Annotated in this window: 21 protein-coding genes and 1 pseudogene; 14 read left to right on the forward strand and 8 right to left on the reverse strand. The window is 55.0% G+C overall.

The window, feature by feature from the left end; all coding sequences use genetic code 11:
* Nucleotide 1 precedes the first annotated feature (1 nt).
* On the reverse strand, nt 2-1,210 hold the full coding sequence (coaBC, locus tag ACODSV_RS00725; protein WP_024078094.1) for a bifunctional phosphopantothenoylcysteine decarboxylase/phosphopantothenate--cysteine ligase CoaBC: 1,209 nt from the start codon (nt 1,208-1,210) through the stop codon (nt 2-4).
* A 143-nt stretch (nt 1,211-1,353) separates the two neighbouring features.
* Between coaBC and radC the strand changes: the two are divergent.
* The 4 genes and pseudogenes from radC to ACODSV_RS00745 form a co-directional block, all read left to right on the forward strand.
* Nucleotides 1,354-1,866, forward strand: a pseudogene (gene radC / locus ACODSV_RS00730) (RadC family protein); the annotation flags it as partial.
* Nucleotides 1,867-2,364: 498 nt separating this feature from the next.
* Nucleotides 2,365-3,402, forward strand: coding sequence for a hypothetical protein (locus tag ACODSV_RS00735; RefSeq protein WP_003253411.1), 1,038 nt, complete (start codon nt 2,365-2,367; stop codon nt 3,400-3,402).
* Nucleotides 3,368-3,742 carry a hypothetical protein gene (locus tag ACODSV_RS00740; RefSeq protein ID WP_223255136.1) on the forward strand — a complete coding sequence of 125 codons (375 nt, stop codon included), beginning with the start codon at nt 3,368-3,370 and terminating at the stop codon, nt 3,740-3,742. The genes ACODSV_RS00735 and ACODSV_RS00740 overlap by 35 nt, the downstream gene beginning before the upstream one ends.
* Entirely contained in the window at nt 3,739-4,635 is an 897-nt protein-coding gene (locus ACODSV_RS00745; RefSeq protein WP_014754857.1) for an alpha/beta fold hydrolase, read from the forward strand. The genes ACODSV_RS00740 and ACODSV_RS00745 overlap by 4 nt, the downstream gene beginning before the upstream one ends.
* Here the strand turns inward: ACODSV_RS00745 and ACODSV_RS00750 are convergent.
* A complete protein-coding gene (locus ACODSV_RS00750; protein WP_003253416.1) occupies nt 4,628-5,161 on the reverse strand; it encodes a hypothetical protein in 534 nt (177 codons plus the stop codon). The two genes, ACODSV_RS00745 and ACODSV_RS00750, sit on opposite strands and share 8 nt — an antisense overlap.
* A gap of 99 nt (nt 5,162-5,260) precedes the next feature.
* On the opposite strand from ACODSV_RS00750, the gene ACODSV_RS00755 reads away from it, so the two are divergent.
* Nucleotides 5,261-5,800, forward strand: a complete 540-nt coding sequence (locus tag ACODSV_RS00755; RefSeq protein ID WP_003253418.1) for a hypothetical protein — start codon at nt 5,261-5,263, stop codon at nt 5,798-5,800.
* A 275-nt stretch (nt 5,801-6,075) separates the two neighbouring features.
* Nucleotides 6,076-6,312 (forward strand): hypothetical protein, encoded by a 237-nt coding sequence (locus ACODSV_RS00760; RefSeq protein WP_074059229.1) that lies wholly within the window; start codon nt 6,076-6,078, stop codon nt 6,310-6,312.
* 535 nt (nt 6,313-6,847) lie between these two features.
* Here ACODSV_RS00760 and ACODSV_RS00765 read toward each other — a convergent pair.
* A complete protein-coding gene (locus ACODSV_RS00765; RefSeq protein ID WP_003253420.1) occupies nt 6,848-7,522 on the reverse strand; it encodes a heavy metal response regulator transcription factor in 675 nt (224 codons plus the stop codon).
* A 489-nt stretch (nt 7,523-8,011) separates the two neighbouring features.
* Nucleotides 8,012-9,355 (reverse strand): OprD family porin, encoded by a 1,344-nt coding sequence (locus ACODSV_RS00770; protein ID WP_003253422.1) that lies wholly within the window; start codon nt 9,353-9,355, stop codon nt 8,012-8,014.
* A 404-nt stretch (nt 9,356-9,759) separates the two neighbouring features.
* Between ACODSV_RS00770 and ACODSV_RS00775 the strand changes: the two genes are divergently transcribed.
* From ACODSV_RS00775 to ACODSV_RS00795, 5 genes are all read left to right on the forward strand, one after another.
* Nucleotides 9,760-11,031: a TolC family protein gene (locus ACODSV_RS00775; protein ID WP_016712696.1), complete on the forward strand. Its 1,272-nt coding sequence runs from the start codon at nt 9,760-9,762 to the stop codon at nt 11,029-11,031.
* A 68-nt stretch (nt 11,032-11,099) separates the two neighbouring features.
* Complete coding sequence (locus tag ACODSV_RS00780; RefSeq protein WP_003253426.1) at nt 11,100-12,350, forward strand: efflux RND transporter periplasmic adaptor subunit; 1,251 nt, start codon at nt 11,100-11,102, stop codon at nt 12,348-12,350.
* 24 nt (nt 12,351-12,374) lie between these two features.
* Complete coding sequence (locus tag ACODSV_RS00785) at nt 12,375-15,536, forward strand: CusA/CzcA family heavy metal efflux RND transporter (protein WP_003253428.1); 3,162 nt, start codon at nt 12,375-12,377, stop codon at nt 15,534-15,536.
* Nucleotides 15,537-15,698: 162 nt separating this feature from the next.
* On the forward strand, nt 15,699-16,022 hold the full coding sequence (locus tag ACODSV_RS00790) for a DUF2790 domain-containing protein (protein WP_003253432.1): 324 nt from the start codon (nt 15,699-15,701) through the stop codon (nt 16,020-16,022).
* Nucleotides 16,023-16,223: 201 nt separating this feature from the next.
* On the forward strand, nt 16,224-18,221 hold the full coding sequence (locus ACODSV_RS00795) for a heavy metal translocating P-type ATPase (protein ID WP_009682002.1): 1,998 nt from the start codon (nt 16,224-16,226) through the stop codon (nt 18,219-18,221).
* Nucleotides 18,222-18,311: 90 nt separating this feature from the next.
* Here ACODSV_RS00795 and ACODSV_RS00800 read toward each other — a convergent pair whose 3' ends face one another.
* The 4 genes from ACODSV_RS00800 to ACODSV_RS00815 form a co-directional block, all read right to left on the reverse strand.
* A complete protein-coding gene (locus tag ACODSV_RS00800; protein WP_003253436.1) occupies nt 18,312-18,536 on the reverse strand; it encodes a hypothetical protein in 225 nt (74 codons plus the stop codon).
* Nucleotides 18,537-18,663: 127 nt separating this feature from the next.
* The gene (locus ACODSV_RS00805; protein WP_150054644.1) at nt 18,664-19,689 is read right to left on the reverse strand and encodes a hypothetical protein; all 1,026 of its coding nucleotides are present in this window, start codon (nt 19,687-19,689) and stop codon (nt 18,664-18,666) included.
* A gap of 298 nt (nt 19,690-19,987) precedes the next feature.
* Nucleotides 19,988-21,295 carry an OprO/OprP family phosphate-selective porin gene (locus tag ACODSV_RS00810; protein ID WP_003253440.1) on the reverse strand — a complete coding sequence of 436 codons (1,308 nt, stop codon included), beginning with the start codon at nt 21,293-21,295 and terminating at the stop codon, nt 19,988-19,990.
* Nucleotides 21,296-21,505: 210 nt separating this feature from the next.
* A complete protein-coding gene (locus tag ACODSV_RS00815; protein WP_003253442.1) occupies nt 21,506-22,474 on the reverse strand; it encodes a LysR family transcriptional regulator in 969 nt (322 codons plus the stop codon).
* 257 nt (nt 22,475-22,731) lie between these two features.
* On the opposite strand from ACODSV_RS00815, the gene ACODSV_RS00820 reads away from it, so the two are divergent.
* The 3 genes from ACODSV_RS00820 to ACODSV_RS00830 are packed head-to-tail and all read left to right on the forward strand — an operon-like array spanning nt 22,732 to nt 25,548.
* Nucleotides 22,732-23,151, forward strand: a complete 420-nt coding sequence (locus tag ACODSV_RS00820) for a GtrA family protein (RefSeq protein WP_003253444.1) — start codon at nt 22,732-22,734, stop codon at nt 23,149-23,151.
* Entirely contained in the window at nt 23,117-24,100 is a 984-nt protein-coding gene (locus ACODSV_RS00825) for a glycosyltransferase family 2 protein (protein WP_003253446.1), read from the forward strand. The genes ACODSV_RS00820 and ACODSV_RS00825 overlap by 35 nt, the downstream gene beginning before the upstream one ends.
* Complete coding sequence (locus ACODSV_RS00830; protein ID WP_003253448.1) at nt 24,094-25,548, forward strand: ArnT family glycosyltransferase; 1,455 nt, start codon at nt 24,094-24,096, stop codon at nt 25,546-25,548. Before ACODSV_RS00825 ends, ACODSV_RS00830 begins: the two co-directional genes overlap by 7 nt.
* The last annotated feature ends 73 nt before the right edge of the window (nt 25,549-25,621 follow it).

Here is a 25,621-nt window from a genome sequence, read left to right on the forward strand (position 1 = left end):
ATTAAACCTGGTTCAGCCGTTGGGCGATAAAAGAGATCAGTTGGCGGGCAATCTTGCCTTTGCTGGTCTGGGCGAAAAGGGTGGCGTGCAGCTCGCGGTCGATCACGCTGCAGGCGTTTTCCTCGCTGTTGAAGCCGATGCTTGGGTTGGCGACATCATTGGCGACGATCAGGTCGAGGTTTTTATCTTTCAATTTGCGTGCGGCGTAGTCCAGCAGGTGCTCGGTCTCGGCGGCGAAACCGACACTGAATGGGCGATCCGCACGGGTGGCGATGGTGGCCAGGATGTCCGGGTTGCGCACCATTTGCAGGAGCAGGCCGTCGCCGCTTGTAGGGTCCTTCTTGAGCTTTTGCGGGGCGACTACTTCCGGTCGGTAGTCCGCAACTGCTGCCGAGGCGATAAACAGGTCGCAGGGAATCGCCGCTTCACAGGCCGCCAGCATGTCCCGGGCGCTGACTACGTCGATTCGGGTGACTCTGTCGGGCGTTGGCAAATGCACCGGACCGGTGATCAAGGTGACGCGCGCGCCTGCCTCAACCGCGGCTTCGGCCAGGGCAAAGCCCATTTTTCCTGAGCTATGGTTGGTGATGTAGCGCACCGGGTCGATGTTTTCCTGGGTCGGGCCGGCGGTGATCAGCACGTGCTTGCCGGTCAGGGCCAGGTGCTGGAAGCATTCGGCGGCGCACAGCGCCAGGTCGGTGGCTTCGAGCATGCGGCCCATGCCCACGTCGCCGCAGGCCTGGCTGCCGGAGGCCGGGCCGAACACCTTGAGGCCACGGCTTTGCAGGAGTTGGGTGTTGGCCTGGGTGGCCGGGTCGCGCCACATGGCCTGGTTCATGGCCGGGGCGATGGCGACGGTGGCGTCGGTCGCCAGTACCAGGGTGGTGAGCAAGTCATCGGCGATGCCCTGGGCCAGGCGGGCGATCAGGTCGGCGGTGGCCGGGGCGATCAGTACCAGGTCGGCCCATTTGGCCAGCTCGATATGGCCCATGGCGGCTTCGGCTGCCGGGTCCAGCAGGTCCAGGTGAACCGGGTGGCCGGACAAGGCCTGCATGGTCAGTGGGGTGATGAACTCACTGCCACCGCGGGTCATGACCACGCGCACTTCGGCGCCCTGGTCAAGGAGCCTGCGAACCAGCTCTGCGCTCTTGTAGGCGGCAATGCCGCCGCCGACGCCGAGAACGATGCGTTTCCGATACAGACGCTGCATTGGTTTGCCTTTCCAGTTCAGTGAAGCCAGTTCAGTGACGCCTGCGATGCCCCCTCCCCAGGTGAAATCGCACGCAAAAAAGAGGGCCTACGATAACACAGCGCCTGCCAGGCAACAGCGGCGCACGTATACAGGAAAGAGGGATGAGTATTCGCGATTGGCCCGTAGCAGAACGTCCGCGGGAGAAACTTCTGGAATGGGGCGCGGCGAGTCTGTCCGATGCCGAGTTGTTGGCTATCTTCCTGCGCACCGGGGTTTCCGGGCGAAGTGCGGTGGACCTCGCACGCCACCTGTTGGTGCAATTCGGTGGCCTGCGCCCGCTGCTGGAGGCCAGCCAGGCGCTGTTCAGCCAGCAACTGGGGCTGGGGCCGGCGAAGTTTGCCCAGTTGCAGGCGGTGCTGGAAATGTCCCGGCGCCACTTGGCCGAGCGGTTGCGGAGTGACTCCGTATTGGAAAGCCCGGTGGCCGTGCGTGATTACCTCAAGGCGTTGCTGCGCCATGAGCCCCACGAGACGTTCGGTTGCCTGTTTCTCGATTCAAAACATCGTGTACTGGGTTTCGAGGCGTTGTTCCAGGGCACCATCGACGCCGCCATGGTTTACCCCCGGCAGGTGATCAAGCGCGCCCTGGCGTACAACGCGGCGGCGCTGATCCTTCGGGGTTATGGTGTCAACTCTAGTGTTTCACTCGGCTGAAGTGCCCGAGATAGAAGCATTCCTTGATGCTTATTCAGATTTTGATGTTCCATATTCAGTGTTGCAGAGCAAATTTGATTTTAGGCCCAGGCGGGCCACCACAGCAGTCAGCTTCACCAACAATTGTGATGCTAGGTCCCGGATGACTGGGGCTCAGGCTGTTGCTTGCGGTTCACAGAAAAGCTGGGAATTCCTACCCATCTTCCCGAAAAAGCTGAACATTACGGCAAAATCTGATGGAACCTACTCCACGTGGCCAAGGGATCCTACATCGCTGATGGCATTTTGACCTTCTCCACTCATTGTGTACCGCTGGATAAAAAGGCGAGAATGCGCGCGCAATGGAAGGCATGATGCGCGCAGGTCGGCGCTCTCGTGGCAGGATGTCACCGGCTTCATGCCTCCACAGCCAAGGCTCGCACGAGCCTTTAAGCTTAATGCCAATTTGTGGAGAGTGATGTGCTGAGTGACGACGACCAAAAGCTAGCCAAGATCCTTTTTGGCCTTCTGAAAAATGCGACTAGCCAAGCCGTCGTCAAGGAATTCCTCCGGACGAAGGGCATCCCCGTTTCTGCGCAAAACTGGGACGATCTCTATGAGAAGCGGATCGAGCCTGCCCTCAAGGATAAAAAACTTGCCCTGAAAGACCTCCGTGATCTACTGCAGCAGGTGGAGGAGTTTGGCAAGCAGCACTCGTTCCTTTTCCAGTGCACTGAAGAGCGGGCAATCGGCCTGCTGTCTCCTACGCGCATCGCTTCAATCGCAGCAGCTGAGGGCCTTTCGGGGCTGTTTACTCACCCGCTGGATCTTGAGATGCCCGACGAGGCCACAATCGTCGACATCCGCCTGTACCGTCCGGACCCGCAGAAGACACCGGTTTCGCTTACGATCAAAGTCGTCGAAAGCCGTGACATCAATCGTCTCAGCGCTGTGGAGACGGATCCAGCAACTGGCGAACTGATTCGACGCTATGCGACCACAAAAAAACGTGCGGTGAATATTGTTCACCTGGACCACACTGGTTTATTGGAGTTTCGTATTGCCTCTCAAGATAATCAGGCAAAGAAATATTCCGAGCTCTTGTGGGTGTTGAAAAACAAAGTAAGGAAATTTCTACCGGACGATGGGTTCGCTGAAGTTTCGCTTAGCCCCGCTAAGAATAAGATTCTGCGCGAGCGCGATAACCTCTCCCAAGAAATCAGATATAGCAATTCAACGGCTCGAAATGAATTCGGGGCCCAAATGCAGATTACCTCCGCATCGGTTGATGAAAACCTTTCATCGGATGAGGGTTCGATGTCTGCGTTGGATCGCTTCTTGGAGCGTGATGGCGAAGTGACGGGAGCCAATATTTACGTTAAACTACCAGACAGTGATCCTCCCCGTGAACTGAGGCTTTTGATTTCGGGTGAGAGAAACGAGTTTGCGGTGACCGTAGCGTGCTCCGCCGGAGAATACGAATATGTTCGCGGAAAAGTTATCGCCTTTAATACTTAACCATCCAGACGAGGCTGAAGGCCTCCGAAGATTGGCTAGTTTTATCCAGGGCTATGAATCCCAGGGTGGCGAAGCTTTGCCTAGAATTCGGCTAAACCCGAATCGCATGTTCGATATTATGCAAGCCGGTACTTCCGCGCACCTTGCAATCTTGATTAATATCTTGGTAACGGGCCGGATTATCAAGAGATTCCTTATTGTTAGGTGCCCCAGCGGCGAAGGTCTCTCATTCCAATCTTACGGCGATATCCCAGAGATTGTTCGTGATCCTGGGATGGATACCGAATTTGAAGTACTTGCCGCCAACGTGGAACCAACCTATAGATTGGTGCTCGATTGAAGCCTGTTGATATTGTTACCCTTGTTCGATCGACTTGGGAAAATACGATTGAGACCAAACGACTGGCCCAGCTGCAGGCAATTAGGGCAACTCTGGATGCCGAGCATCTGGAGCTGTTTGACTCGTTAGTCGATATGCAGATTTCTAATGTCAAAGATGATGCTCAGGCCATCACGCTCATGCTTGTCCATGGTATTCAAACTGATGGTTCCTGGCACGAGCTGGTAAAAGCAGCCTTCCGAGATGTTGCTCATGTCAGAGTCAAAGGTCTTGGCTACCATTGTGTGACCGCGCTGCAGCTTGCGTGTCCGTTTCGATCTACGCCAATCAATAAGATCGCAAATGACTTCCGAGACGCACGGCTTATGGAACCGACTGCTCGCATTATGGTCATTGCCCACAGCTTCGGCACCTATATCATTAGTCGGATCCTCGCCAAATACACTGACATCAACATTGAGAGAATTGTTCTCTGCGGCTCCATAATAAAAGGCAATTATGCCTGGGAGAAGCATGCTCGGCACATGGCTGCAGGCAACATCGTCAACGATGTCGGGACGCGAGATTTTTACCCCGTCCTAGCTACCTTTTCGACTATAGGCTACGGCGGGACTGGTCGAAACGGATTTAAAAATACACGTGTAGCTGACCGTTACTTTGATTACGGCCATAGCGATTTTTTTGAGCCCGACAAGGACCATATCGTCAAATATTGGAAGCCTTATATTCTAGATGGGACCATCGTCGAGTCTGAGTGGGATAGCATAAAGCCGAAGACCCATCTGGGAATCATGCTGGCTTGTCACCCTTGGATCGGCAGACCTGCCTTCTATGCAACCGTTGGGTTAATTACAGCTGCCGTAGCGGGTTTGGCTTGGTGGCTACTCACCTGATCTTCCACTGCTCTGTTTCAGGGTCCCTTACCAAATGCTGCTCTGAGACGACATCCAAGCCTACGGACCTAAAAATACTGAGCATTAGCGTCATAGAATAGTAATAGAGTCGCTGGTGTCGTCCCTTGTCTGAGGCCACAAACACCCCGTCAATCCGTCCATCCTCACTAGTCGCGAATTCGAATACGTACGAGTGGATTACCTGGTTCGCGACAAAAGTCATATCCCGCAGTTCTTTGTAAACTTTAGTAGTTTCGTAGTTTTCCATTATGTTGTGCCGATTGAAGTAGTCTACTGTCTTGCCACTGGTGATCGGGTAGTACGGTAGATGGAGCTTAATTTTCTTCGTTGATTCAGAGATTTTGTAGGTCTCGATTAGCTTGCGTACCGTATAAAAACTGACAAAAATTTCACGTTCTGCTTTCGCATAAATGCGCCCTTCAGAACGCTCTTTTACACGAGCCTTCTCAAGCCAACGAGCTGAACGAAGAAGTGACTTCCTCCAATCATCAGACTCGTAAATCATCAGGATTCTCCTTGACTGAGAAATAAATAAAGCGTCAGTCTATTACTGCTGCATCAATACAATATTATCACCTCGGCTAGCATAGGACGCAATAGGTCAATGACCCAGGCTCTAAAGCAATATATCGCGAAAAGCATTAACTCAGTTATAATGATGGCCCCGCTTAAACGGGAGGTGATACGCCTCATCATATGCTGCTCTATAGCAATTATCCTGAATGCCATCCTATTCTTTGGTGTAGAAAACGACGGTACCATCAAGCCATGGGCAGAGATACCACTGAAACTGTTCGCCTCAACAACTTTATTTGCCTTTATGGTGAAGATTTTCCTTCCGCTTTTCGGTTGGACCATATTGAAGGCAGTGTTATTGAGCGCCAATAATGCCTTTAGTGGGGTGCTAAGCTTTCTAGGGAATCAATTTACAGGTGCTTTGTATTGTTCGGCCTTTATCCTGGCTTCTCTTACACTTAAGCAGTATGTAATTTCAGGGTTTATGGATCCTCAATTGGCTCTGATGGCGCCTACTGTTCTCTTTGCGGGCTTCTTGTACTTCTATATTTTTCAGTGCGCTATTCAAAAAACAATGACGCCTGCTCTGTGTGCTCCGCCTCTCCCGCGCTCTAGCAGGGTGCCGTGACTACCTGTTCTTGTAGGGGCAGGTTCGAATAGCAAGAGTCACTTGATGGCGTGATTTGATCTCTATCCTGGTGCCATAGCATGGCGCCAAAATTCCGCCGGCATAAAAATCTCCTGCCTGACACAATCAGAATAATAAATGCTACGAAAGTAGGCTGCGTACTGAGCGATTATGGAAAACTTCGCTGGAATCTATTCGTCATTACGTGATAAAAATTATTCTGTGCCCCGGTAAAGTGGCACAAAAATATAGAGCAACAGTTCAAGGGAATAGATATGGCTCAGTATAAGCACGGCAATTTTCTGCACAAAAGTGATCATTCGGAGTACGATAAAAAGTATTCGCCTGGTACCGAAGCGCCAAATCCAGGCATTTACCGATGCGTCTCCTGCGGGGATGAGATCGGTATTGCCAAAGGGCATGTTCTTCCTCCACAGAACCATCACCAGCATGCACCTGGCGCGGGCAAGATTGAGTGGCAGTTAGTGGTTTTTGCACAGCAGCGGAAATAAGGTTTTTGGGCTCAGTAGAGCTCTGCAACGTGGGTTCTACTGAGCACTCAATAAAAGGACGGAATCCGTATTGACTATTCAAACCACTATGAGGAGGGTGATCGTGAGCGTGCCTGGTTACGCATATATTCGGATATTAGATTGCCGAAATTGATGTCGGCCTCTTCAACAAAAATATTGACGTGGCAGTAAAACTCTTCAGGACCCCTGAGATAATTGAAAATTCTTGATCTGACGACGCCACAAACCCCCGCTTTGACGGCCGTAGAGGGTAGGTTGACTACATCGCCAACACATGGGATAAGAGCTAAGCCATGCTCACTGTTAAAGACAATATCAGCTGAGCGGTCATCAGGCCTGACAAACTCTTGATCCTCCGAGACCTGCTGATAATCAATGCTATACCTCATGCACAGCCTACCTCATTTGCGGGGTAAGGAATCAGCGCCGCGGGTCGTAAATAGTAAAATCCAGTTCAGTAGGCACGTTTGCGACGGAATTAGTTAGCCGATCTCGATACTATATAGTTTGGCAATTAACGCTTTTCAAGTACATACCCTACGCCTCTAAGTGTGTGTATCAGCTTGGTTTCGAAGGGGTCATCTATCTTGGCTCTGAGTCTTCGAATCGACACCTCTACAACGTTCGTGTCGCAATCAAAATTCATATCCCAAACCTGAGAGATAATCTGCGTACGGCTCAGTACCACCCCGGTGTTACGCATCAAGTAGTGCAGCAACGCGAATTCTTTGGTGGTCAAATCAATACGCTGACCGTCCCTGAATGCCCTGTGCCGGCTTTGATCAAGTTCCAGATCGGCCACGCGAATGACCTCCACAGATGCGGGGTGATCTGACCTGCGCATCAAGGCGCGAACCCGGGCTAGCAGCTCTGGGAACTCAAATGGTTTGATCAGATAGTCATCTGCGCCGTTCTCCAGCCCCCGGACCTTATCCGCCAATCGGCTTCTCGCCGTCAGCATCATGATGCGGGACGGGCAGTTTTTACGGCGCAACAACTCAAGGACCTGCCAACCGTCCATCTCTGGTAGGTTTATATCGAGGATAATCAGCTCGTACTCATGCTGCTTGGCCAAGAATAATCCATCTGATCCGGTGTGGACGCAATCTACGACATAGCCACACTCTGTAAGGCCTTGACGCACATACTCCGCAGTTTTTACTTCATCCTCAATTACCAGAATTCGCATGGGATTATGTCTCGATATCACTGAGCAATTAACCGCGCACGCGCGCCGGCATTATTGAAATGGATGGTAAATCAAAATGAGCGTGTTGGGGTTCAAATGACGGATTTGTAATTTCTAGGTAATACAGTTGATAGTCTGGAGGTATATCTTGTCGCGGCTTGGGTTTGACAGTTGCGGGCCCTCTCTCCAGCGGATGATTTGACCATATGAAATACTGGGTTATTTTCTTCTTTGTGCTAGCTTCGTTCCGTTCGGATGACGGCGAGGTCGCTCATGTTGAGGAGACTGGTCATTGGTGTAGTCATGAACTTCACCGGCATGCAATGCGTACAATCGAACGCTTACTTGAATTTTAGGCAAAAAAAAGGCGCCCAATGGGCGCCAAATATCCACCTTTTACCAAAGGAGCAATTAAGCCACTCAAGGTGAATTCGTAATGCTCGTTTTACTAATCGGACCAGCCGTCGAAAGACTGGCCCGCTCAGCGAATTACAGAATCGAAAGCGGGTACTCGATGATTACACGAGTTTCATCCAGATCCGATTCGAAAGCAGTGGCACGCGTGGTTGCCTGGCGCAACCGGAAGGACAAGTCTTTTGCCGGACCGGTTTGCACAACGTATTTGACTTCGACGTCACGCTCCCAACGCTTCTGATTGTCGAGCGGGTTGCCGTTGTCGTCGGTGCGCATGTAGAACTGGTTAGCGTTCGAGTAATCCGCGCCCGAGCCTCTGGCGTAGCGGGTCATGAACGTCAGGCCTGGGATGCCGTAGCTGGTGAAGTTCAGGTCATAGCGCAGCATCCAGGAACGCTCTTTCGGCGAGTTGAAGTCGCTGTACTGGATGGAGTTGTCGACGAAAATCGAGTCCGACTGACGCAGATAGTCGAAATCGTCGTCGCCGTTGTTGCGCTGGTGCGACAGGGCCAGGGTGTGGGCGCCGTAACGCACGCCGACCTTGGCACTCCAGATGTTGTTGTCGAATTCACCCAGGCGCTTCTTACCTTCATCTACGGCTTTGTAGTAGTTGAAGCCACCGATCAGCGCCAGATCGTCGCTCAGCGGGTAAACAACGCTGGTGCCGGCGTAGTACTGATTCCAGACGTCTTTCAGCTGGCTGGCGTAGACGCTCACAGTCCAGTTGTCGTTGATCGAGTAGTCACCACCACCGTAACCGATCCATGGCGAGTTGACCGGGCCGCCGTAGAAGGTCACGAAGTTGTCGTTCAGGTTGCTGGAGACTGGCTGGCTCATGGCGTGCAGTCGACCACCCTGAAGGGTGAGGCCTTGGATGCTGGTGTTCTCAACGGTCACGCCGCGGAAGCTTTCTGGCAGCAGGCGAGAGTCACCGGATGCAACGACCGGAGTCGATGGGAAAACATCACCTACTTTCACGATGGTATCGAACAAGCGGACTTTGGCTGCACCGCCGACCTTGGTGTATTCGTCGCGAGCTTCGCCCTTGTTATCAACGGGTAGCACGTCGAAGGAGCTACGGCCGCCGTTGCGCCCATCACCGGTGTCGAGCTTGAGGCCGATCATGGCGAAGGCATCAACGCCGAAGCCAACGGTACCCTGGGTAAACCCAGAGTTGAATTTACTGATGATCGCGTGCGCCCAGGCTTCGGAGTAGCCGTTGGTATTGCCCTTGCCACTGTTGTAAGTGGGGGCGGTGCTGTCGCGATTATCACGGTTGAAGTAGAAGTTACGGTTCAACACTGTAAGGCTGCTGCCTTCAATGAAGCCTTCTGGCTTGTCTTCAGCTTGTGCCGAAATAGCGTAGCTTCCAGACAGCGCAGAAACTGCCGCCAAATACAGTGGTACTTTGATTTTCATCCGATGCTCCTTTGATTCACGGCAGTTTTTATTATGTTTACCGGCGCGGGTGTCGTTAATTGTTCTGACCCGGCGGCGCGCCTAGCGTAGCGCGAGCTCATATTTGCAGGCCGAAGATAACGGGAGGGTGATAGGACAATTACAATTTCGTCATCTGCCTGTTATTCGGCGCCTTCGCACCGCGTGTTTGCCATCTCCGTTGCTTGTAACGAAATCCTAGTGCCGGGTTTGGTTTCCCAGTATTTTCGGGCATTACAGGACTTTCTTACGAAATTGTAATTTTCTAGCCACCCCTCTGATAGCTACCGCTCATTAGAGTGCCATCACCTAATCAAGTGGGGCTTGGCAGCTGTTTCGGCGTTCTCGCCAAGCTTTATCGAAGTTTGTGCACGAGGACCATCAAAGTGCCCCGGTATAACCGCAATGTCTTATCCAAGACCTCCGTCTCGCCCTGGAAGATCGCTGCACTCTGTGCAGTCATCTCTGGATTGATGGCACCTGCAGCTCTTGCTCAAAGCATCAGCTTGCCCCAGGCGCTTTCGACGGCCATGGATGCCAACCCTGACCTGGCCGCGGCCCGGCAAGAGATTGGCATCGCTGATGGTGCTCGCAAGCAGGCCGGGCTTATCCCCAACCCCACTATTTCGTACGACGTGGAAGACACCCGTCGTAACACCAGCACGACGACCGTGTCGCTTAGCCAAACCCTGGAGCTGGGTGGTAAGCGGGGAGCTCGTGTTGACGTCGCCACTTACGGGCAGACCGCCGCACAGCTGGAGTTGGACCGTCGCGTGAACGGTCTGCGGGCAGACGTCGTACAGGCCTTCTACGCCGCATTGCGGGCCCAGACAGGCCTTGACCTGGCCAAGCAATCTCTCGAACTGACTGAGCGCGGTCTCCGCATCGTCGATGGTCGTGTTCGCGCAGGTAAATCGTCTCCAGTAGAGGCCACCCGCGCCCAAGTACAACTGGCCGAAGCAAAGCTGCAAGTTCGACGTGCCGAAACCGAAAAGACGACCGCTTACCAGCAACTCGCTCAAATTACCGGGAGCTCGGTCACCGTCTTTGATCGACTCGAATCGCCAACCCTCTCCCCGGGACTGCCACCGCGGACTGAAGAGCTGCTGGCGAAGCTCGATCAGACCGCAGAAATGCGCCAGGCCGTGGTACAGATCGACAAGAGCGATGCCTCGCTCGGTTCAGAGAAAGCTCAGCGTATCCCGAACCTTACCGTCAGCGTAGGTAGCCAGTACGACCGCTCTGTGCGCGAGCGTGTCAACACTGTGGGCGTCTCTATGCCTTTGCCGCTGTTTGATCGCAACCAGGGCAACATTCTTTCCGCTTCTCGTCGTGCAGATCAGGCCCGAGACCAGCGCAATGCTGTGGAGCTGCGGCTGCGCACCGAAACCCAAACCGCGTTGAACCAGTGGTCCACCGCCATGCAGGAGGTCGAGTCCTACGACAAGACCATTCTGCCGTCAGCCCAACAAGCCGTAGATACCGCAACCCGCGGCTTCGAGATGGGCAAATTCGGCTTCATCGAAGTGCTGGATGCCCAGCGCACCTTGATCGTCGCTCGTGGCCAATATCTCGAATCGTTGGCAGCGGCGACCAATGCGCGTGCGCAGGTGGAAAGGGTTTATGGCGAAGTCGGCTCAACTGCCGGCGCTCGCTGAACGGGCCAAACATTTTCTTCGGCACACAGCCTTGAACAAGCCGGTGCCTACGATCAGCAGGAGTAGCAATGGATAACAAACGCAAGATCGCCCTCGCGGTAGCCGCTGTGGCAGCCCTCGGATTTGGCAGCCTTGCCTGGAACAACAGTTCTGGACAGCAGGCCGCTAGTACCGCCGAGCATGGCGCTAACGATGGCCATGGCGACGAAAAGAAAGCCGCATCTGCCGCCAAAGAGGAGGGTGATGAGGGCCATGGTGAAGAAGGCCACAGCGAAGAGGGCGGTGAAGAAGAGGGCAAGCTGACGCTTAGCGCTGAGCAGATCAAGGCTGCCGGCGTTGCCCTGGAAGCTGCAGCGCCGCGTGACTTGGGTACAGTCGTGAGCTTCCCGGGCGAAATTCGCTTCGATGAAGACCGGACCGCCCACGTGGTTCCTCGTGTTCCTGGCGTTGTAGAGACTGTCCAAGCCGACCTGGGTGAGACGGTCAAAAAGGGTCAGGTCCTCGCTGTAATCGCGAGCCAGCAGATCTCTGACCTGCGCAGCGAACAACAGGCCGCACAGCGTCGCGTCGAACTGGCGCGAGTGACCTTCGAGCGTGAGAAGCAGCTGTGGCAGGACAAGATTTCCGCGGAGCAAGACTACCTCCAAGCACGCCAAGCGCTGCAAGAAGCGGAGATCTCCTTGGCCAACGCCAAGCAGAAGGTCGGTGCGATCGGTGCTTCGGTTAACTCCGTTGGCGGTAATCGTTACGAACTCCGAGCTCCTTTCGACGCCGTGGTGGTGGAGAAACACCTGACCGTTGGCGAAGTCGTCAGCGAGGCGACCAACGCCTTCATCCTTTCTGACCTGAATCAGGTCTGGGCAACCTTCGCCGTCCCGCCTACAGATCTGGGCAAGGTCACGACTGGTCGTGCGGTGAAAGTCTCTTCGCCTGACATGAATGTCGAGGTCGAAGGGAAGGTGGGTTATGTCGGGAGCCTGCTGGGCGAGCAAAACCGCGCAGCCACTGTCCGCGTCACCTTGACCAACCCCAACGGTGCCTGGCGTCCAGGCCTGTTCGTGAACATTGCGGTCACTTCCCAGACTGATCGAGTTGCCGTAGCGGTCCCTGAGCACGCAGTCCAGACCGTTGAAGACAAACCCTCGGTATTCGTACGCACCCCAGATGGGTTTGACACCCGCCCGGTAAAACTGGGTCGTCGCGACAATGGGTACGTGGAAGTCATCGACGGTATTGAAGCCGGCGCCCAGGTAGCAACCAGTGGCAGCTTCACACTCAAGTCCGAGCTCGGCAAAGCTTCTGCCGAACACGGTCACTGATGCGAACTGACAGGATGATTTCTCATGTTTGAACGTATCATCAGATTCGCCATCGAGCAGCGCATCGTAGTAATGATCGCTGTTCTGATCATGGCGGGTATCGGTATCTACAGCTATCAAAAGCTGCCCATCGATGCGGTACCCGATATCACCAACGTCCAGGTGCAGATCAACACTGCAGCGCCTGGTTATTCGCCTTTGGAAACCGAACAACGGATCACGTTTCCAGTTGAAACGGCCATGGCCGGTCTCCCGGGCCTTCAGCAGACCCGTTCCCTGTCTCGCTCTGGCTTGTCTCAGGTCACCGTGATCTTCAAGGATGGCACTGACATCTTCTTTGCCCGCCAGTTGATCAACGAGCGGCTGCAGGTTGCGAAGGAACAGCTGCCAGAAGGCGTAGAGGCCGTTATGGGCCCGGTATCTACCGGCCTCGGCGAGATCTTCCTGTGGACCGTTGAAGCCGAAGATGGCGCGGTCAAAGAGGACGGTACGCCTTACACCCCGACCGACCTGCGCGTGATCCAAGACTGGATCATCAAGCCTCAGCTGCGCAACGTCCCGGGTGTAGCCGAGATCAATACCATCGGCGGCTATGCCAAGCAGTTCCTGGTTGCGCCAGATCCTAAGCGCCTGGCTACCTACAAGCTTACCCTCAATGACCTGGTCGCAGCGTTGGAAAGTAACAATGCCAACGTCGGCGCCGGCTACATCGAACGTAATGGTGAGCAGTTGCTCATCCGTGCGCCCGGCCAGGTAGGCAACATCGAAGACATCGCCAACATCGTGATCACCAGCGTGGATGGTGCACCGATTCGCATCAGCAGCGTTGCTGACGTCAGCATCGGTAAAGAACTCCGCACAGGTGCTGCTACTGAGAACGGCCGCGAAGTCGTGCTCGGTACCGTGTTCATGCTGATTGGTGAAAACAGCCGTACTGTGTCTCAAGCTGTCGCCGCCAAACTGGCGGACATCAACCGCACCCTGCCAAAGGGCGTGGTGGCTGTGACCGTTTACGACCGTACCAACCTGGTTGAAAAAGCCATCGCGACGGTGAAGAAGAACCTGGTAGAAGGCGCGATCTTGGTAATCGCGATTCTGTTCCTGTTCCTCGGCAACATCCGTGCAGCCCTGATCACCGCGATGGTGATTCCGCTGTCCATGCTTTTCACCTTCACAGGCATGTTCAACAACAAGGTCAGTGCCAACTTAATGAGTTTGGGGGCACTCGACTTCGGCATCATCGTCGACGGTGCCGTGGTTATTGTAGAAAACGCGATCCGTCGACTGGCTCATGCGCAGCATAAGCATGGCCGCATGCTCACCAAAACCGAACGCTTCCACGAGGTCTTTGCCGCGGCGCGAGAAGCTCGCCGGCCGCTGATCTTCGGTCAGCTGATCATCATGGTGGTGTACCTGCCGATCTTCGCCCTCACCGGCGTCGAAGGCAAAATGTTCCACCCTATGGCGTTCACCGTTGTGATGGCTCTGCTGGGCGCAATGATCCTGTCCGTTACCTTTGTTCCTGCAGCTATTGCCATGTTCGTCACTGGCAAGGTGAAGGAAGAGGAAGGCGTGGTCATGCGCACAGCTCGACTGCGCTATGAGCCGGTTCTGCAATGGGTGCTGGGACATCGGAACATCGCTTTCTCGGCCGCAGTAGCCTTGGTCGTGCTCAGTGGTGTGCTGGCAAGTCGTATGGGTAGCGAGTTCATCCCAAGCCTCAGTGAGGGTGACTTTGCGATGCAGGCCATGCGTGTGCCTGGAACGAGCCTCACTCAGTCCGTCGAGATGCAGCAGCGTCTGGAGAAAGCGGTAATAGCGCAGGTGCCTGAAGTCGAGCGGATGTTCGCACGCTCGGGTACCGCGGAAATTGCATCTGACCCGATGCCACCGAACGCCTCCGACGCCTACATCATGCTCAAGCCTCAGGATCAGTGGCCTAACCCCAAGAAGCCTCGCGATGAGCTGATTGCTGAGGTGCAGAAGGCCGCAGCGGGTGTTCCAGGAAGCAACTACGAGTTGTCGCAGCCAATCCAACTGCGTTTCAACGAGCTGATTTCGGGCGTGCGTAGTGATGTCGCTGTGAAGGTCTTCGGCGATGACATGGACGTGCTCAACAACACCGCCAACAAGATCGCGGCAGCGCTCAAAGCGGTACCGGGCTCGTCGGAAGTGAAAGTTGAGCAGACATCCGGCCTGCCGGTGCTGACAATCAACATCGACCGCGAGAAAGCAGCACGCTACGGCCTGAACATCGCGGATGTTCAGAACTCGATCGCTATCGCCGTGGGTGGTCGCCAGGCCGGCACGCTGTATGAGGGCGACCGTCGGTTCGACATGGTAGTGCGCCTGCCTGAGACCGTTCGCACCGACGTAGCGGGGATGTCCAGTTTGCTGATTCCGGTGCCTGCCAATGCGGCTCAGGGTGCCAACCAGATCGGTTTCATCCCGCTGTCGCAGGTCGCTAATCTGGACCTGCAACTGGGCCCGAACCAAATCAGCCGCGAGAACGGCAAGCGTCTGGTAATCGTCAGTGCCAACGTTCGAGGCCGTGACCTGGGATCCTTCGTTGAGGAGGCGACCGCTTCGCTGGATCAGAAGGTGCAAATCCCTGCGGGCTACTGGACGACTTGGGGTGGCCAGTTCGAGCAGCTGCAGTCGGCTGCCAAACGGCTGCAGATCGTTGTTCCAGTCGCCTTGCTGCTGGTCATGACCTTGTTGTTCCTGATGTTCAACAACCTGAAGGACGGCATGCTGGTCTTCACCGGTATTCCATTCGCACTCACCGGTGGTGTTGTGGCGTTGTGGTTGCGGGACATCCCACTGTCGATCTCGGCAGGTGTCGGCTTCATTGCACTGTCCGGCGTTGCAGTACTGAACGGCCTGGTGATGATTGCCTTCATCCGCGGGCTAAGGGAGGAAGGGCGAACGCTCAGGCAGGCAGTCGATGAAGGTGCATTAACCCGTCTGCGACCTGTTCTGATGACTGCCTTGGTAGCTTCCCTGGGCTTCATCCCGATGGCTTTGGCCACCGGTACCGGTGCAGAAGTTCAGCGGCCACTGGCGACTGTGGTGATTGGCGGGATCCTGTCCTCCACCGCATTGACCTTGTTGGTACTGCCTGCCCTGTATTACTGGGCACACCGCAAGGATGAAGACGGCGACGAGGCCGAAGTGGTTAGCTAACAGGCTCCGCTAAAGAGAAGCCCACAACACGTGTTGTGGGCTTTTTTGTTTAAAGTGAAGTAGATGCACTTACCTTTCAAAATTGTAAGTTTCTCGTCATGCCGGTGATGCCTATGCATTGCTAAGGTTACGCCCGAGAAGTTTTGAAATTGAGAGGGTTTTATGAAAAAGCTAATTATCGCTGCTGCACTTGTTGTTTTCTCGGTGGCTTCGCAGGCCAACACTTTTTCCGAGAGCAAGCAGCTGCAATACACCAAGGAGCACCAGACCGCAGTGGCCAAGTACGCGGAGAAAAATGGCAAGCCAATGCCAGAGATTCAGGATTACAAATATGGCATGAAGATAGACGTTGCTAAGTTCGTACGTCAGTCGCAGGACCCACGTACCTGCCAGGTCTACCCACGGTTGATGACCTTCGAGGACTCCCAGGGCACGCTCAAGACTGTTCGTTACTCGATGTATTCGCAATGCATCAACAACAAGTAGTAAACGATTTGAACAGAACAATTAGAGAATTCATAAATGCCAGGCAGTGCCTGGCATTTTTTATTACGCCCGATGCCCCATGGTTTTGACATGTTAACGCCTGGGCCGGGGCAAACCGTGCAATAGGTCTTAGCTAACCAACCGCGACGGCTCCCAACTGCAGAGGGCAATTGGAAGCCTTGACCCCAGAAGGGACGAGTTATGAAGAGTTTGCTTGAACGCCCTGATGACCAAGCTGGGCATGAAGGTCATAGCCATGAGCATGGCGGCATTTTTGGCATGAACACGGAGCTGATTTTCGCGCTGATCTGTGGTGCCCTCCTGGGTGCCGGAGCTCTCGCAGGACAACTTGACCTGATTGATCGACTGCCCCTGATTCTGTACGTGTCGGCCTATGTGTTCGGTGGATGGTTCACCACCAAGGAAGCGATCAGCAACATCCGCCAGAAACGCTTCGAGATCGATTCGCTGATGCTTCTCGCCGCAGCCGGTGCCGCGAGCATTGGCGCCTGGGCGGAGGGGGCTCTGCTGCTGTTCCTGTTCAGTCTGGGGCATTCCCTTGAAAGCTACGCGATGGGGCGGGCCAAGAAAGCGATTGAGGCACTGTCCAAGCTCGCACCAGCCACCGCGATCGTACGCAGAGCAAATGGCACGTTGGAAATGCCTGTGGAGCTGCTGGTTCCCGGTGACGTTGTCATCGTGCGCCCCAATGACCGCCTACCGGCCGATGGTTTTGTTGTAGTGGGCTCCTCAAGTATCAACCAGGCGCCAGTAACCGGTGAGAGCGTCCCCGTGGACAAGCAACCTGTCCCTGATGCCGAACTCGCACGCAGCAAGCCAGATGCAGTGGATGCAGCCTCGAAAGTCTTCGCCGGTACCATCAATGGCGAAACGCTCATCGAGGTTGAGGTAACACGGCGCTCTACGGAAAGTACCCTGGCGCGGGTCATCAAGATGGTCAGTGAAGCCGAAGTCAGGAAGTCACCGACCCAGCGATTCACGGACCGCTTCCAACGCATATTCGTCCCGTTGGTTTTGCTGCTGGTAGTCGGGCTGCTATTTGCCGGCATTTTCCTTGATGAGCCGTTCCGTGACTCGTTCTACCGGGCGATGGCCGTACTGGTTGCAGCCAGCCCCTGCGCGCTGGCGATCGCAACACCAAGCGCCATTCTATCTGGCATCGCCAGGGCAGCCCGAGGTGGCGTGCTGATCAAGGGCGGTGCACCGCTTGAAGAGCTCGGCTCCTTGAATGCCATGGCATTCGACAAGACCGGTACCCTGACCGAAGGGCGCCCACGCATCACCGATGTAATACCGGTAGGCGGCACGCAGATCGAGGATCTACTAAACGTCGCCATCGCTGTGGAGTCGATGAGCGACCATCCGCTGGCTGCGGCAATTGTGCGTGACGGTGAAGAGATGATTGGCACACGGCGCCGATTGCAAGCCAAGAACATGAGCAACATGATTGGCCGCGGCGTACGTGCCGAGCTTGATGGGCAGTTCGTCTGGATTGGCAAGGTCGAGATGTTCGGTACCAATGGTATTCCCGCACTGAGCAAGGCAGCCTTGGAGGCTGCGGAGCGTCTGCGTCAGTCGGGCCGCACAACCATGGTGGTACGTCGCGCTGACAAGGATCTGGGCGCTATCGGGCTATTGGACACACCCCGAGAGGGTGCCAAAGAGGCACTCCAGAAACTCAGAGAGATGGGCATCGACCGCATGGTCATGATTTCTGGGGACCACAACCGCGTTGCAGAGGCGGTAGCCAAACAAGTTGGCTTAGATGAGGCGTGGGGAGACCTAATGCCGGAAGACAAGGTCAAGGCCATCAAGAACCTGCGCCTCAGCGCCAGGGTGGCCATGGTGGGTGACGGCGTGAATGATGCCCCTGCCATGGCCAATTCGAGCGTTGGCATCGCAATGGGGGCTGCCGGATCTGATGTCGCCCTGGAAACGGCTGATATCGCGCTTATGGCTGACGACATCAGGCAACTCCCATTTGCGGTGGGGCTGAGCCGTCACACGCGATCGATCATCCGCCAGAACCTGTTCGTCAGCTTGGGGATTGTGGCCATCTTGGTTCCGTCTACCATCATGGGCTTGAGCATTGGTGCCGCCGTTGCGATCCATGAGGGCTCCACACTGCTGGTCGTCTTCAACGCCTTGCGGTTGTTGGCCTACCGCAGAAGCTCCTGATCCCTGAGCTTCAATCATGAAGCTAAGCAGGGAAATGACTTGAAGTAGAAGTACGGGTCGTGCGCGATCAGCGCACGACCCGTACTTTTCTCACTCGTCGATCCCGATGCGCTTGAGGCTTTCAAGGGCCTTCCCACACTCAGGTGAGCCGTGCCTTAAGCCGCAGGCCAACGCAGCTTTGAGACTCATGACACCGGCTACGAAACCGACTTGATTGCCGACCCCTTGTCCGTTCGCAAATCCCTGATCATACGCAATCTCCACAAGTGCATTGATCGCCGCCAGGGTGTCTTGTTTGTTGGTACTGTTCTGCATATCTACTCCGCGAGCATTCAGCTCATATCGCTCGGTTAGATGGCGGCGCCTTCAGGTTTGGGGTGAGCGAATCCCGCTCCCATAGCCAATCCCTAACGGGGGGCATAGCCCGCCACCGTAAGGAAAATCAGCTATTGAGAGCAGGTGACTCGTTTTGGTCACGCGTGCTGCTCGCCTCACCGCATTGGCACTGAGTGGGTACATCCGGATAGCCGCTGTGTTTCTCGACGAACAGCGTTTGGCAGGTGGTGCACCCATAAATCCGCGGCAGAGACTTCAGACCACCTGGCAGCACATCGCTCAAGGGCTCGTTATGCCAAGGAGCCCCGTCAAGGATCTTGGAGCGCAGGATGTTTCCCAGCCGCCAGGTGTTACTTTGTGCGCGCCAGAACCACATCGGCGCCGAAAGTGAATACTGGATGAAGGTCTCTTCCGGCTGTTTGGAGAGCATCGGAAATTTAGGGCGGGTCGATCCGGAATCGATGATAGTGAACCCCATGCCCATCTCAGCGCTCGGATGGGTCTGTTCACCGAAATAGCGTTCGTGACTCGCCGAAGCCGTAGCTTGATGATCAGTCGGCGGAAATACCCACAGATAGCACTCGCTTCGAGTCACCATTTCGACGAGCTGGCTCTGTCCCCGTATAGGGAAATCTGCAGCCAGTGCGAAGCGATCTTTCCACGTGATTTTCGGAGGCGGTGCCATACCCGCCGCAATGGCCAGCGTCGCCGTTTTCGGGACGAATCGATCGCCGAGCTCGTTCAGATCCAGATTCTTGCAAAGGGCTTTGAATGCCTTTTTACGAGTCTTCGAGGTGAAGGAGGGGTCGAGGAGCAGGCGAACCTGGTTCACGCCTATCCCTGCAGCTCGTAGTACTTCGATGACTTCTTCAGCCACGCCGACTGCTTGAAGATCGGTCAATCCCAAGCACTTTTTCGCCCGCTCAATCGTCTCGTAGAGGTTGTACTGCCTGTCGCTGTCACGGCATACCTGGATTGGCAGATTGTCTTGGGAGTCAACTTCTGGGGAGACGGAGCCAATGGCAGCGTGGAGCAACTGGTGAATGTGCTGGTGAGCGTACGGGCGACCGGAAGCCGAGAATGAGGCGTGCAGCTGAGCAGCGAGAGGTTGAAGCAGCTTTTTGGCAGACATGACTATCCCCTAATGAGCGACGTTGGGGTAGCTGCGCTTGTAGGGCCGTTAGACGCGAAGCTGGACGTCGAATCAGGTTCAATCATGAGTAGGAGTCAGGTTTGGTTTGCTTGCACGGCCACCATGCAAAACCCGACGCGGCAATCACACCAGATTCGCCGAGTTTTGGCAAGAGAGGTCATCAGGTGAGCGAGAGCAGGTAGGAGGAGGACGCTCCAAGCTCGATCACGTCAGAAACAGGGAAGCCGGAAGCACATTGAGCGCTTCCGGCTTTCTCACGTCAGACTGATGAGAGGGATCAGAAGACGTATTGCAGGCGGGTCACGATTGCATTGCCGCTGTCGTCGCCCACGGTGTTCTCGTTATTGTCAGTACGCACGTTGATGTAGTTGGCACTGAGTTTCACTGCCTCGTTGACATACCAGTTCACACCCACAGTGTGGCTCTTGGCCTTGCGCTCGTTCGATTGATCCGCTGCGGTGACCAGGTTGCCGTCTTCGACCTTGATATCGTCAAAGCGGTAGAAAACTTCCCAGGCCCCCAGTTCCTTGTTCTCTGGTTTGATAGTGTCGAACTTGGCACCGTCGAGCTTGTAGATACGCGGCTCGCCGGTCAGGGTGTAAGCCATCTGGGCGTAGTAACCAGAGGCCTTCATGTCGCTGTTGGCCTGGTCAGCTTTCAGCTTGCGGCGAAGGTATTCCGCTTGCACCGAGAACGGGCCGGTGGCCCAGGCACCTTCGAGACCCCAGACCGAATCGTCCTTCCACAGGCCATCTTGTGCGGCGGCACCGCCAAACAGCATGCGGTTGCCGTTGGTGCCGGCATCGCCGCCGCCATTGGTATCTACACCGCGAACGCCAAGACGCGAACGAATCCGGGTATCGACCGCACTGTTTTTGAGGTCGCGGTAAGCGTACTGAGCACCGACGTGCAGGACGTTGCCATCACTGTGCAGCGGTGCGAACACGGCACGTGCGTTGTAGCGCTTGGTGCTGTCGCCATCCGAGTTGTTGTTGGTTTCGCTGAAAACGCTACCGGAGACATAAGCCATGTCAGCGATGGTGCTGGTGGCTTGAACACCCATGCCGGCGTTGTCGTTGATCCAGTCCGCCAGGTCGTACGAGAGGTTCCGCTCCATGGCAGTGGTCCACTTCGAACTGGTGGCTTTCTCAAGACCGAAGTCGGTGTAGAAACGACCGAATCGCAGTTGGACGGGCTTGAAACCGGTGTAGGTCAGGCTGGCCTCGTCGAAGTAACCGTCGGAGTCGTTGCCCGTGTTGCGGGAAAGGTCGTAGTTGAGCTGATACTTCCAGTCGCGGTACAGAACGCCGCCGAGCTCAAGGTAGGCGCGACGGAAGTAGCCGGCGTCAGCGGTATCGCCATTCTTGGTGAAGACACCATCGAAACGGCCGTAGTCGGCCTGAACGCGACCGCCCAGTTTGAAACTGAATTCCTTGTCAGAAGTCGATACTTCAAGACCGCCCTTGGTCTTCAGAACGATGTCAGCTCCGTCAGTGGTTACTGTTCCGGAGAATGCTTGCGAGGAAAATGTGCCTATTATTGCGGCAGCCAACAGCTTTTCCCGCATGTTCGAAGAACGGATCATTGCTTGCCTCTCGTATGTTAAGTGCTTAGCTACCGACGTTGTATTTCGCCCTTCGTCGGCCTAAATTTATCTTGCAGATGGGAGCAGGCCACGGTTGTCACCTGCTGTAACAAGATGCCTTTGTTCTAAGCACTCTGACTAGATTGCAAGCGAATATGACAGTTGTGTTTCTGTAGTGTTAACAGGAGAGTTTGAAACCTAACAAAACTGTTACCGAACAAGCCAGTCCTTCTTATCAAAGAAGCTCTTCTTGATCAATCTACGGATTTCCAGAACGTGCGGGTTGCGGGCAAGCTTGGTTTTGATAACAAGATAGACATCTTTCTCCTCCAGATCGTCCAAAAAACCCGGCATCGGCAGAATATTCCTCTCCATCTTTCGACTATAGTCGGGCAGCACACCGATACACGCGCCTCCTACGACAAGGCCACGGGATAAGTTATAGTTCTTTACCCGAGTGGTACCGCCCTGATGCTCAGCCATTATCGATGCCCACTTTCGTGAGCCCGCCAAAATCTCTTCATCCCAAGGGATAACGAGCATGAAGTTGTGCAAATCCAGGCTCTGCACTGGAAGGGTGACGCTTCTTGAGTAGCGGCTGGAAATGAACAGCGAGTGCCCAATCCGGCCAAGCCGTTCAAACCTATACGTAGGATGGCGATCAAACGCGCCCTCATCATCTGGGCTCACGAAAGCGATACCCACATCGACTTCACACTCAGAGAGCATCTGCGTTGTGCACTCTGAATGGATTTCAAGCTGCATTTCGGCATGATCGCGCACGTAGGCGACTAGATCGCGGTTTACGATGTCGCTCAACACTGGCTCCGTGATCGCGATGGTAAGCCTGGGGACTTCCTTTTCACCGGACTTGCCAAGGCCGTCTGGGCCGAAGAGCTGGCACAGGTAATGGCTGACCCTCTCGCCAGTGCGGGTCAGGGCAAGCTTGTTGTGTTTGTATACAAACACGGGAGCACCAATGTGCTCTTCCAGTTTCTCCAAGCGTTTCCGAAGGCCTACCACTGGCACATTGAGCCCCCGGGCAGCCTGTTTGAAACTGGCACAACGTGCTGTTGCGAAAAACTCTACGGCCAGCTGATCATCAATTGGCAGATCATCCAATATGTCAGGACTGTAAGGAACAACGCTGCTTGTAAATGTTTCATTTTGTGTAACCATTGGGTCCCCCTTAATTCGGGGAATCTATCTCAATGCCACCCAGCATTTCCTTATCTTGTCAGCATTGTAATCCGCAGGTCATGCATGCGTTATCGGAAGGTTTTATTTCGAAAGCGTAATTTTCGAGCAATCTTGCTGATATTGTAGCGTGCTAGCCTAGCGCGCCAATTTCATTACTTGGCAGATCTAAATTTAGCCAATTACGCATTTACATTTGGTTCACTTTTTTTTCACCTTTGCCTCCATAGGCTTTGGGCATGGAAAATCAAACCCTACCTCTTACTACCTTACTGATTCGTTATCTGGGGATCGGCTTCATAGCAACGGGAATCCATTATGCGGTGTTCCTAGTGCTGGTTACGACAGAATTATCTACTCCATTGCTAGCCAGTATCTGTGGAGGCATGGTTGGCGCTATCGCAAGCTTTATTGGAAATAGGGCGCTCTGCTTTGTGTCAGATGGCTCTCGTAAGTTTCAGCCTGTCAGGTTTGCACTGGTCGCGTTAGCCACAAACTTCGGCAATGGCGTGGGTATGTGGTTCCTCATCAAGTCGAATCTGTCACCGCTCATCTCCCAACTTGTAGTGACCTTAAGCCTCACTGCACTTGGATTCATTGCACATCGTTTTTGGACATTCAATCATGCAGACATTACATCGCTTTCCCGAGCGCCCTGATCCCTTGTTAACCATCGTCGTCCCTTGCTTCCAGGAAGAGGAAACCATCCCCGAGTTCCACCAGCGGATCACCCGCGTCGTGAAGCGCTTACCCGTCTCCTGCGAAATCCTCTATATCGACGATGGCAGTAACGACCGAACGGCCGACATTCTTCGCCACTATCAGGATGGGTCATCTGTACGTTGTCTGTCCCTGAGTCGCAACTTCGGCAAAGAGGCTGCACTCAGCGCCGGGATAGACCATGCCCGTGGCAGTGCGCTGATCTTCATCGATGTCGACCTGCAGGACCCACCAGAGCTCATCTCGGCCATGGTGGACCACTGGCAACGCGGTTACGACGTGGTGAACATGCAACGCAACCTGAGAGTCGGTGATTCGTGGTTTAAGCGCATGAGTGCCCGGGCTTACTACTGGGTCATGCAGCGCCTGGTGGAGAAGGTGGACATGCCGGCCGATGTCAGCGATTTCCGATTGATTGGGCCTGCGCCGCTGGCAGCACTGCGGGCGCTGGACGAACGCTCCAGGATTCTCAAAGGCATGATCGGCTGGGTAGGCTTCCGTACCATCGAGCTGCCCTACAATCGCACCGTTCGCCATGCCGGCAGCACCAAGTGGAATGCAGCTGGCCTGTTCAATCTGGCCATCGAAAGCATCGTCAGCTTCTCTCGCAAACCGCTGCGCATTTTCAGCCTCATCAGTTTCGGTCTTTTCGTCTCCAGCATCTGCTACATGCTTGCGTCGCTTGTGGCAGGAAGTTTCGACATCCATCACCTGATCGTCGGAATGGCTTCATTCATGTGCGTCGGTGTCGCCATGGTGGGGGAGTACCTGGGCGTGACACTCGCGGAAGTGAAGCGCCGGCCTCTCTATTTCCTGAAGCACAGCAGCAAGGCGGATCCCGTGTCACTCCACCCTTCGATGGCCTCGATCGAGGGTAAGAAATGCTGAGCCTGAAAAACGAGCGGACGCTGTGGTGGATCCTGGGTTCGATTTTGCTCTTGCGTTTGGTGGGGCTGGGCATCTATCCACTGATGGACACATCGGAGGCTCGCTACGCTGAAATGGCTCGCAAGATGGTCGAGTTGAATGACTGGATCACGCCCATGTTCGACTACGGGGTACCGTTCTGGGGCAAGCCACCGTTGTCCTTCTGGACCCAGGCCGCAAGCATGACGGTCTTCGGCGTTAACGAGTTCGCTGCGCGTTTCCCGGCGTGGCTGCTGCACCTGGCAAGCTGTTTCATCATCATCAAACTCGGCACGCAGCAGATTTCCCGTAACGCCGGCATCTGGGCCGCCATTATCTTTTCCAGCACCACCCTTGGCCTAGTCTCCAGCGGTGTCGTGCTGACCGACCCTGTTTTGTCGTTCTCGATTCTGCTGGCCAGCTACGGTTTCTGGCGTTGGATGAAGTGCGCCAGCAAGGCGGATGCCTACCTGATGTTCGCAGGTCTCGGGCTGGGCTTGCTTGCCAAAGGCCCTCTGACCCTAGTGCTTATGGGGGCGCCGGCATTCGCCTGGTTCGTTATCTACAAGGAATGGGGACGGGTACTGAGGCTTCCCTGGATCAGCGGCCTTGTACTCATGTTCGGTATATCCGTGCCTTGGTATGTCGCGGCCGAGATGAAAACGCCCGGCTTCATGGAGTACTTCTTCGTTGGTGAGCACTGGAGCCGCTACGTCGTCAGTAACTGGGCGGGCGACCTATACGGCAGTGCTCATGCCAAGCCATATGGCACCATCTGGATCCAGCTCGGACTGTCGCTACTGCCGTGGGCCTTTTTCTTACCATTACTGATCCGCAAGCGTGAATCAATGCAGCGCTTCGAGGCTTACCTCTGGCTGTGGGCCTTGGCGACACCGGTCTTCTTCACATTTGCAGGCAACATTCTGTGGACCTACCTGCTACCTGCGCTGCCAGCCTGGGCATTGCTGCTATCCGGACGGATCAGCGATGTTGGCCCGAAGACTACATGGGCTGCCGCGGCGAGTGCATTGGTGTTACCAATCATCGGTGCGGGCATCATCTACGCCGGGGTACTTGAGGAGCGACCTCAGAATCAGCGAGATGTGGTTCAAGCCTGGCTCAATGTGCAGTCTGCTCATTCCGCTCCCCTGATCTATCCTGGCCGCCGCTCATACTCGTCGGAGTTTTACAGCAGCGGAAAGTCCGAGAACATCAAGGATCCTGCCAAGTGGCCGCAGGATGGCTCGTTCTATCTGTCCAGGCGCTTGCGAGACAGCAAGGATGGTCTGCCCGCTGATCTAGCATGTACAGCGATCACCGAAGCGAACGCCAGCCAGCTCATGCTGTGCCATTGGAAACGTACCGTACAAGGTGCCGAGGGTCTGGCTGGAGAAAGCAATGCGGAAACGCCTCGCAAGAACGAAGGCTAAATTCCAAGCACAAAAAAGCCAGGTTTTATCCTGGCTTTTTTGTCGATTTCTTTCGTCATTTGAAGTCCTATTT

It is taken from the genome of Pseudomonas sp. FG86, from assembly GCF_057808775.1.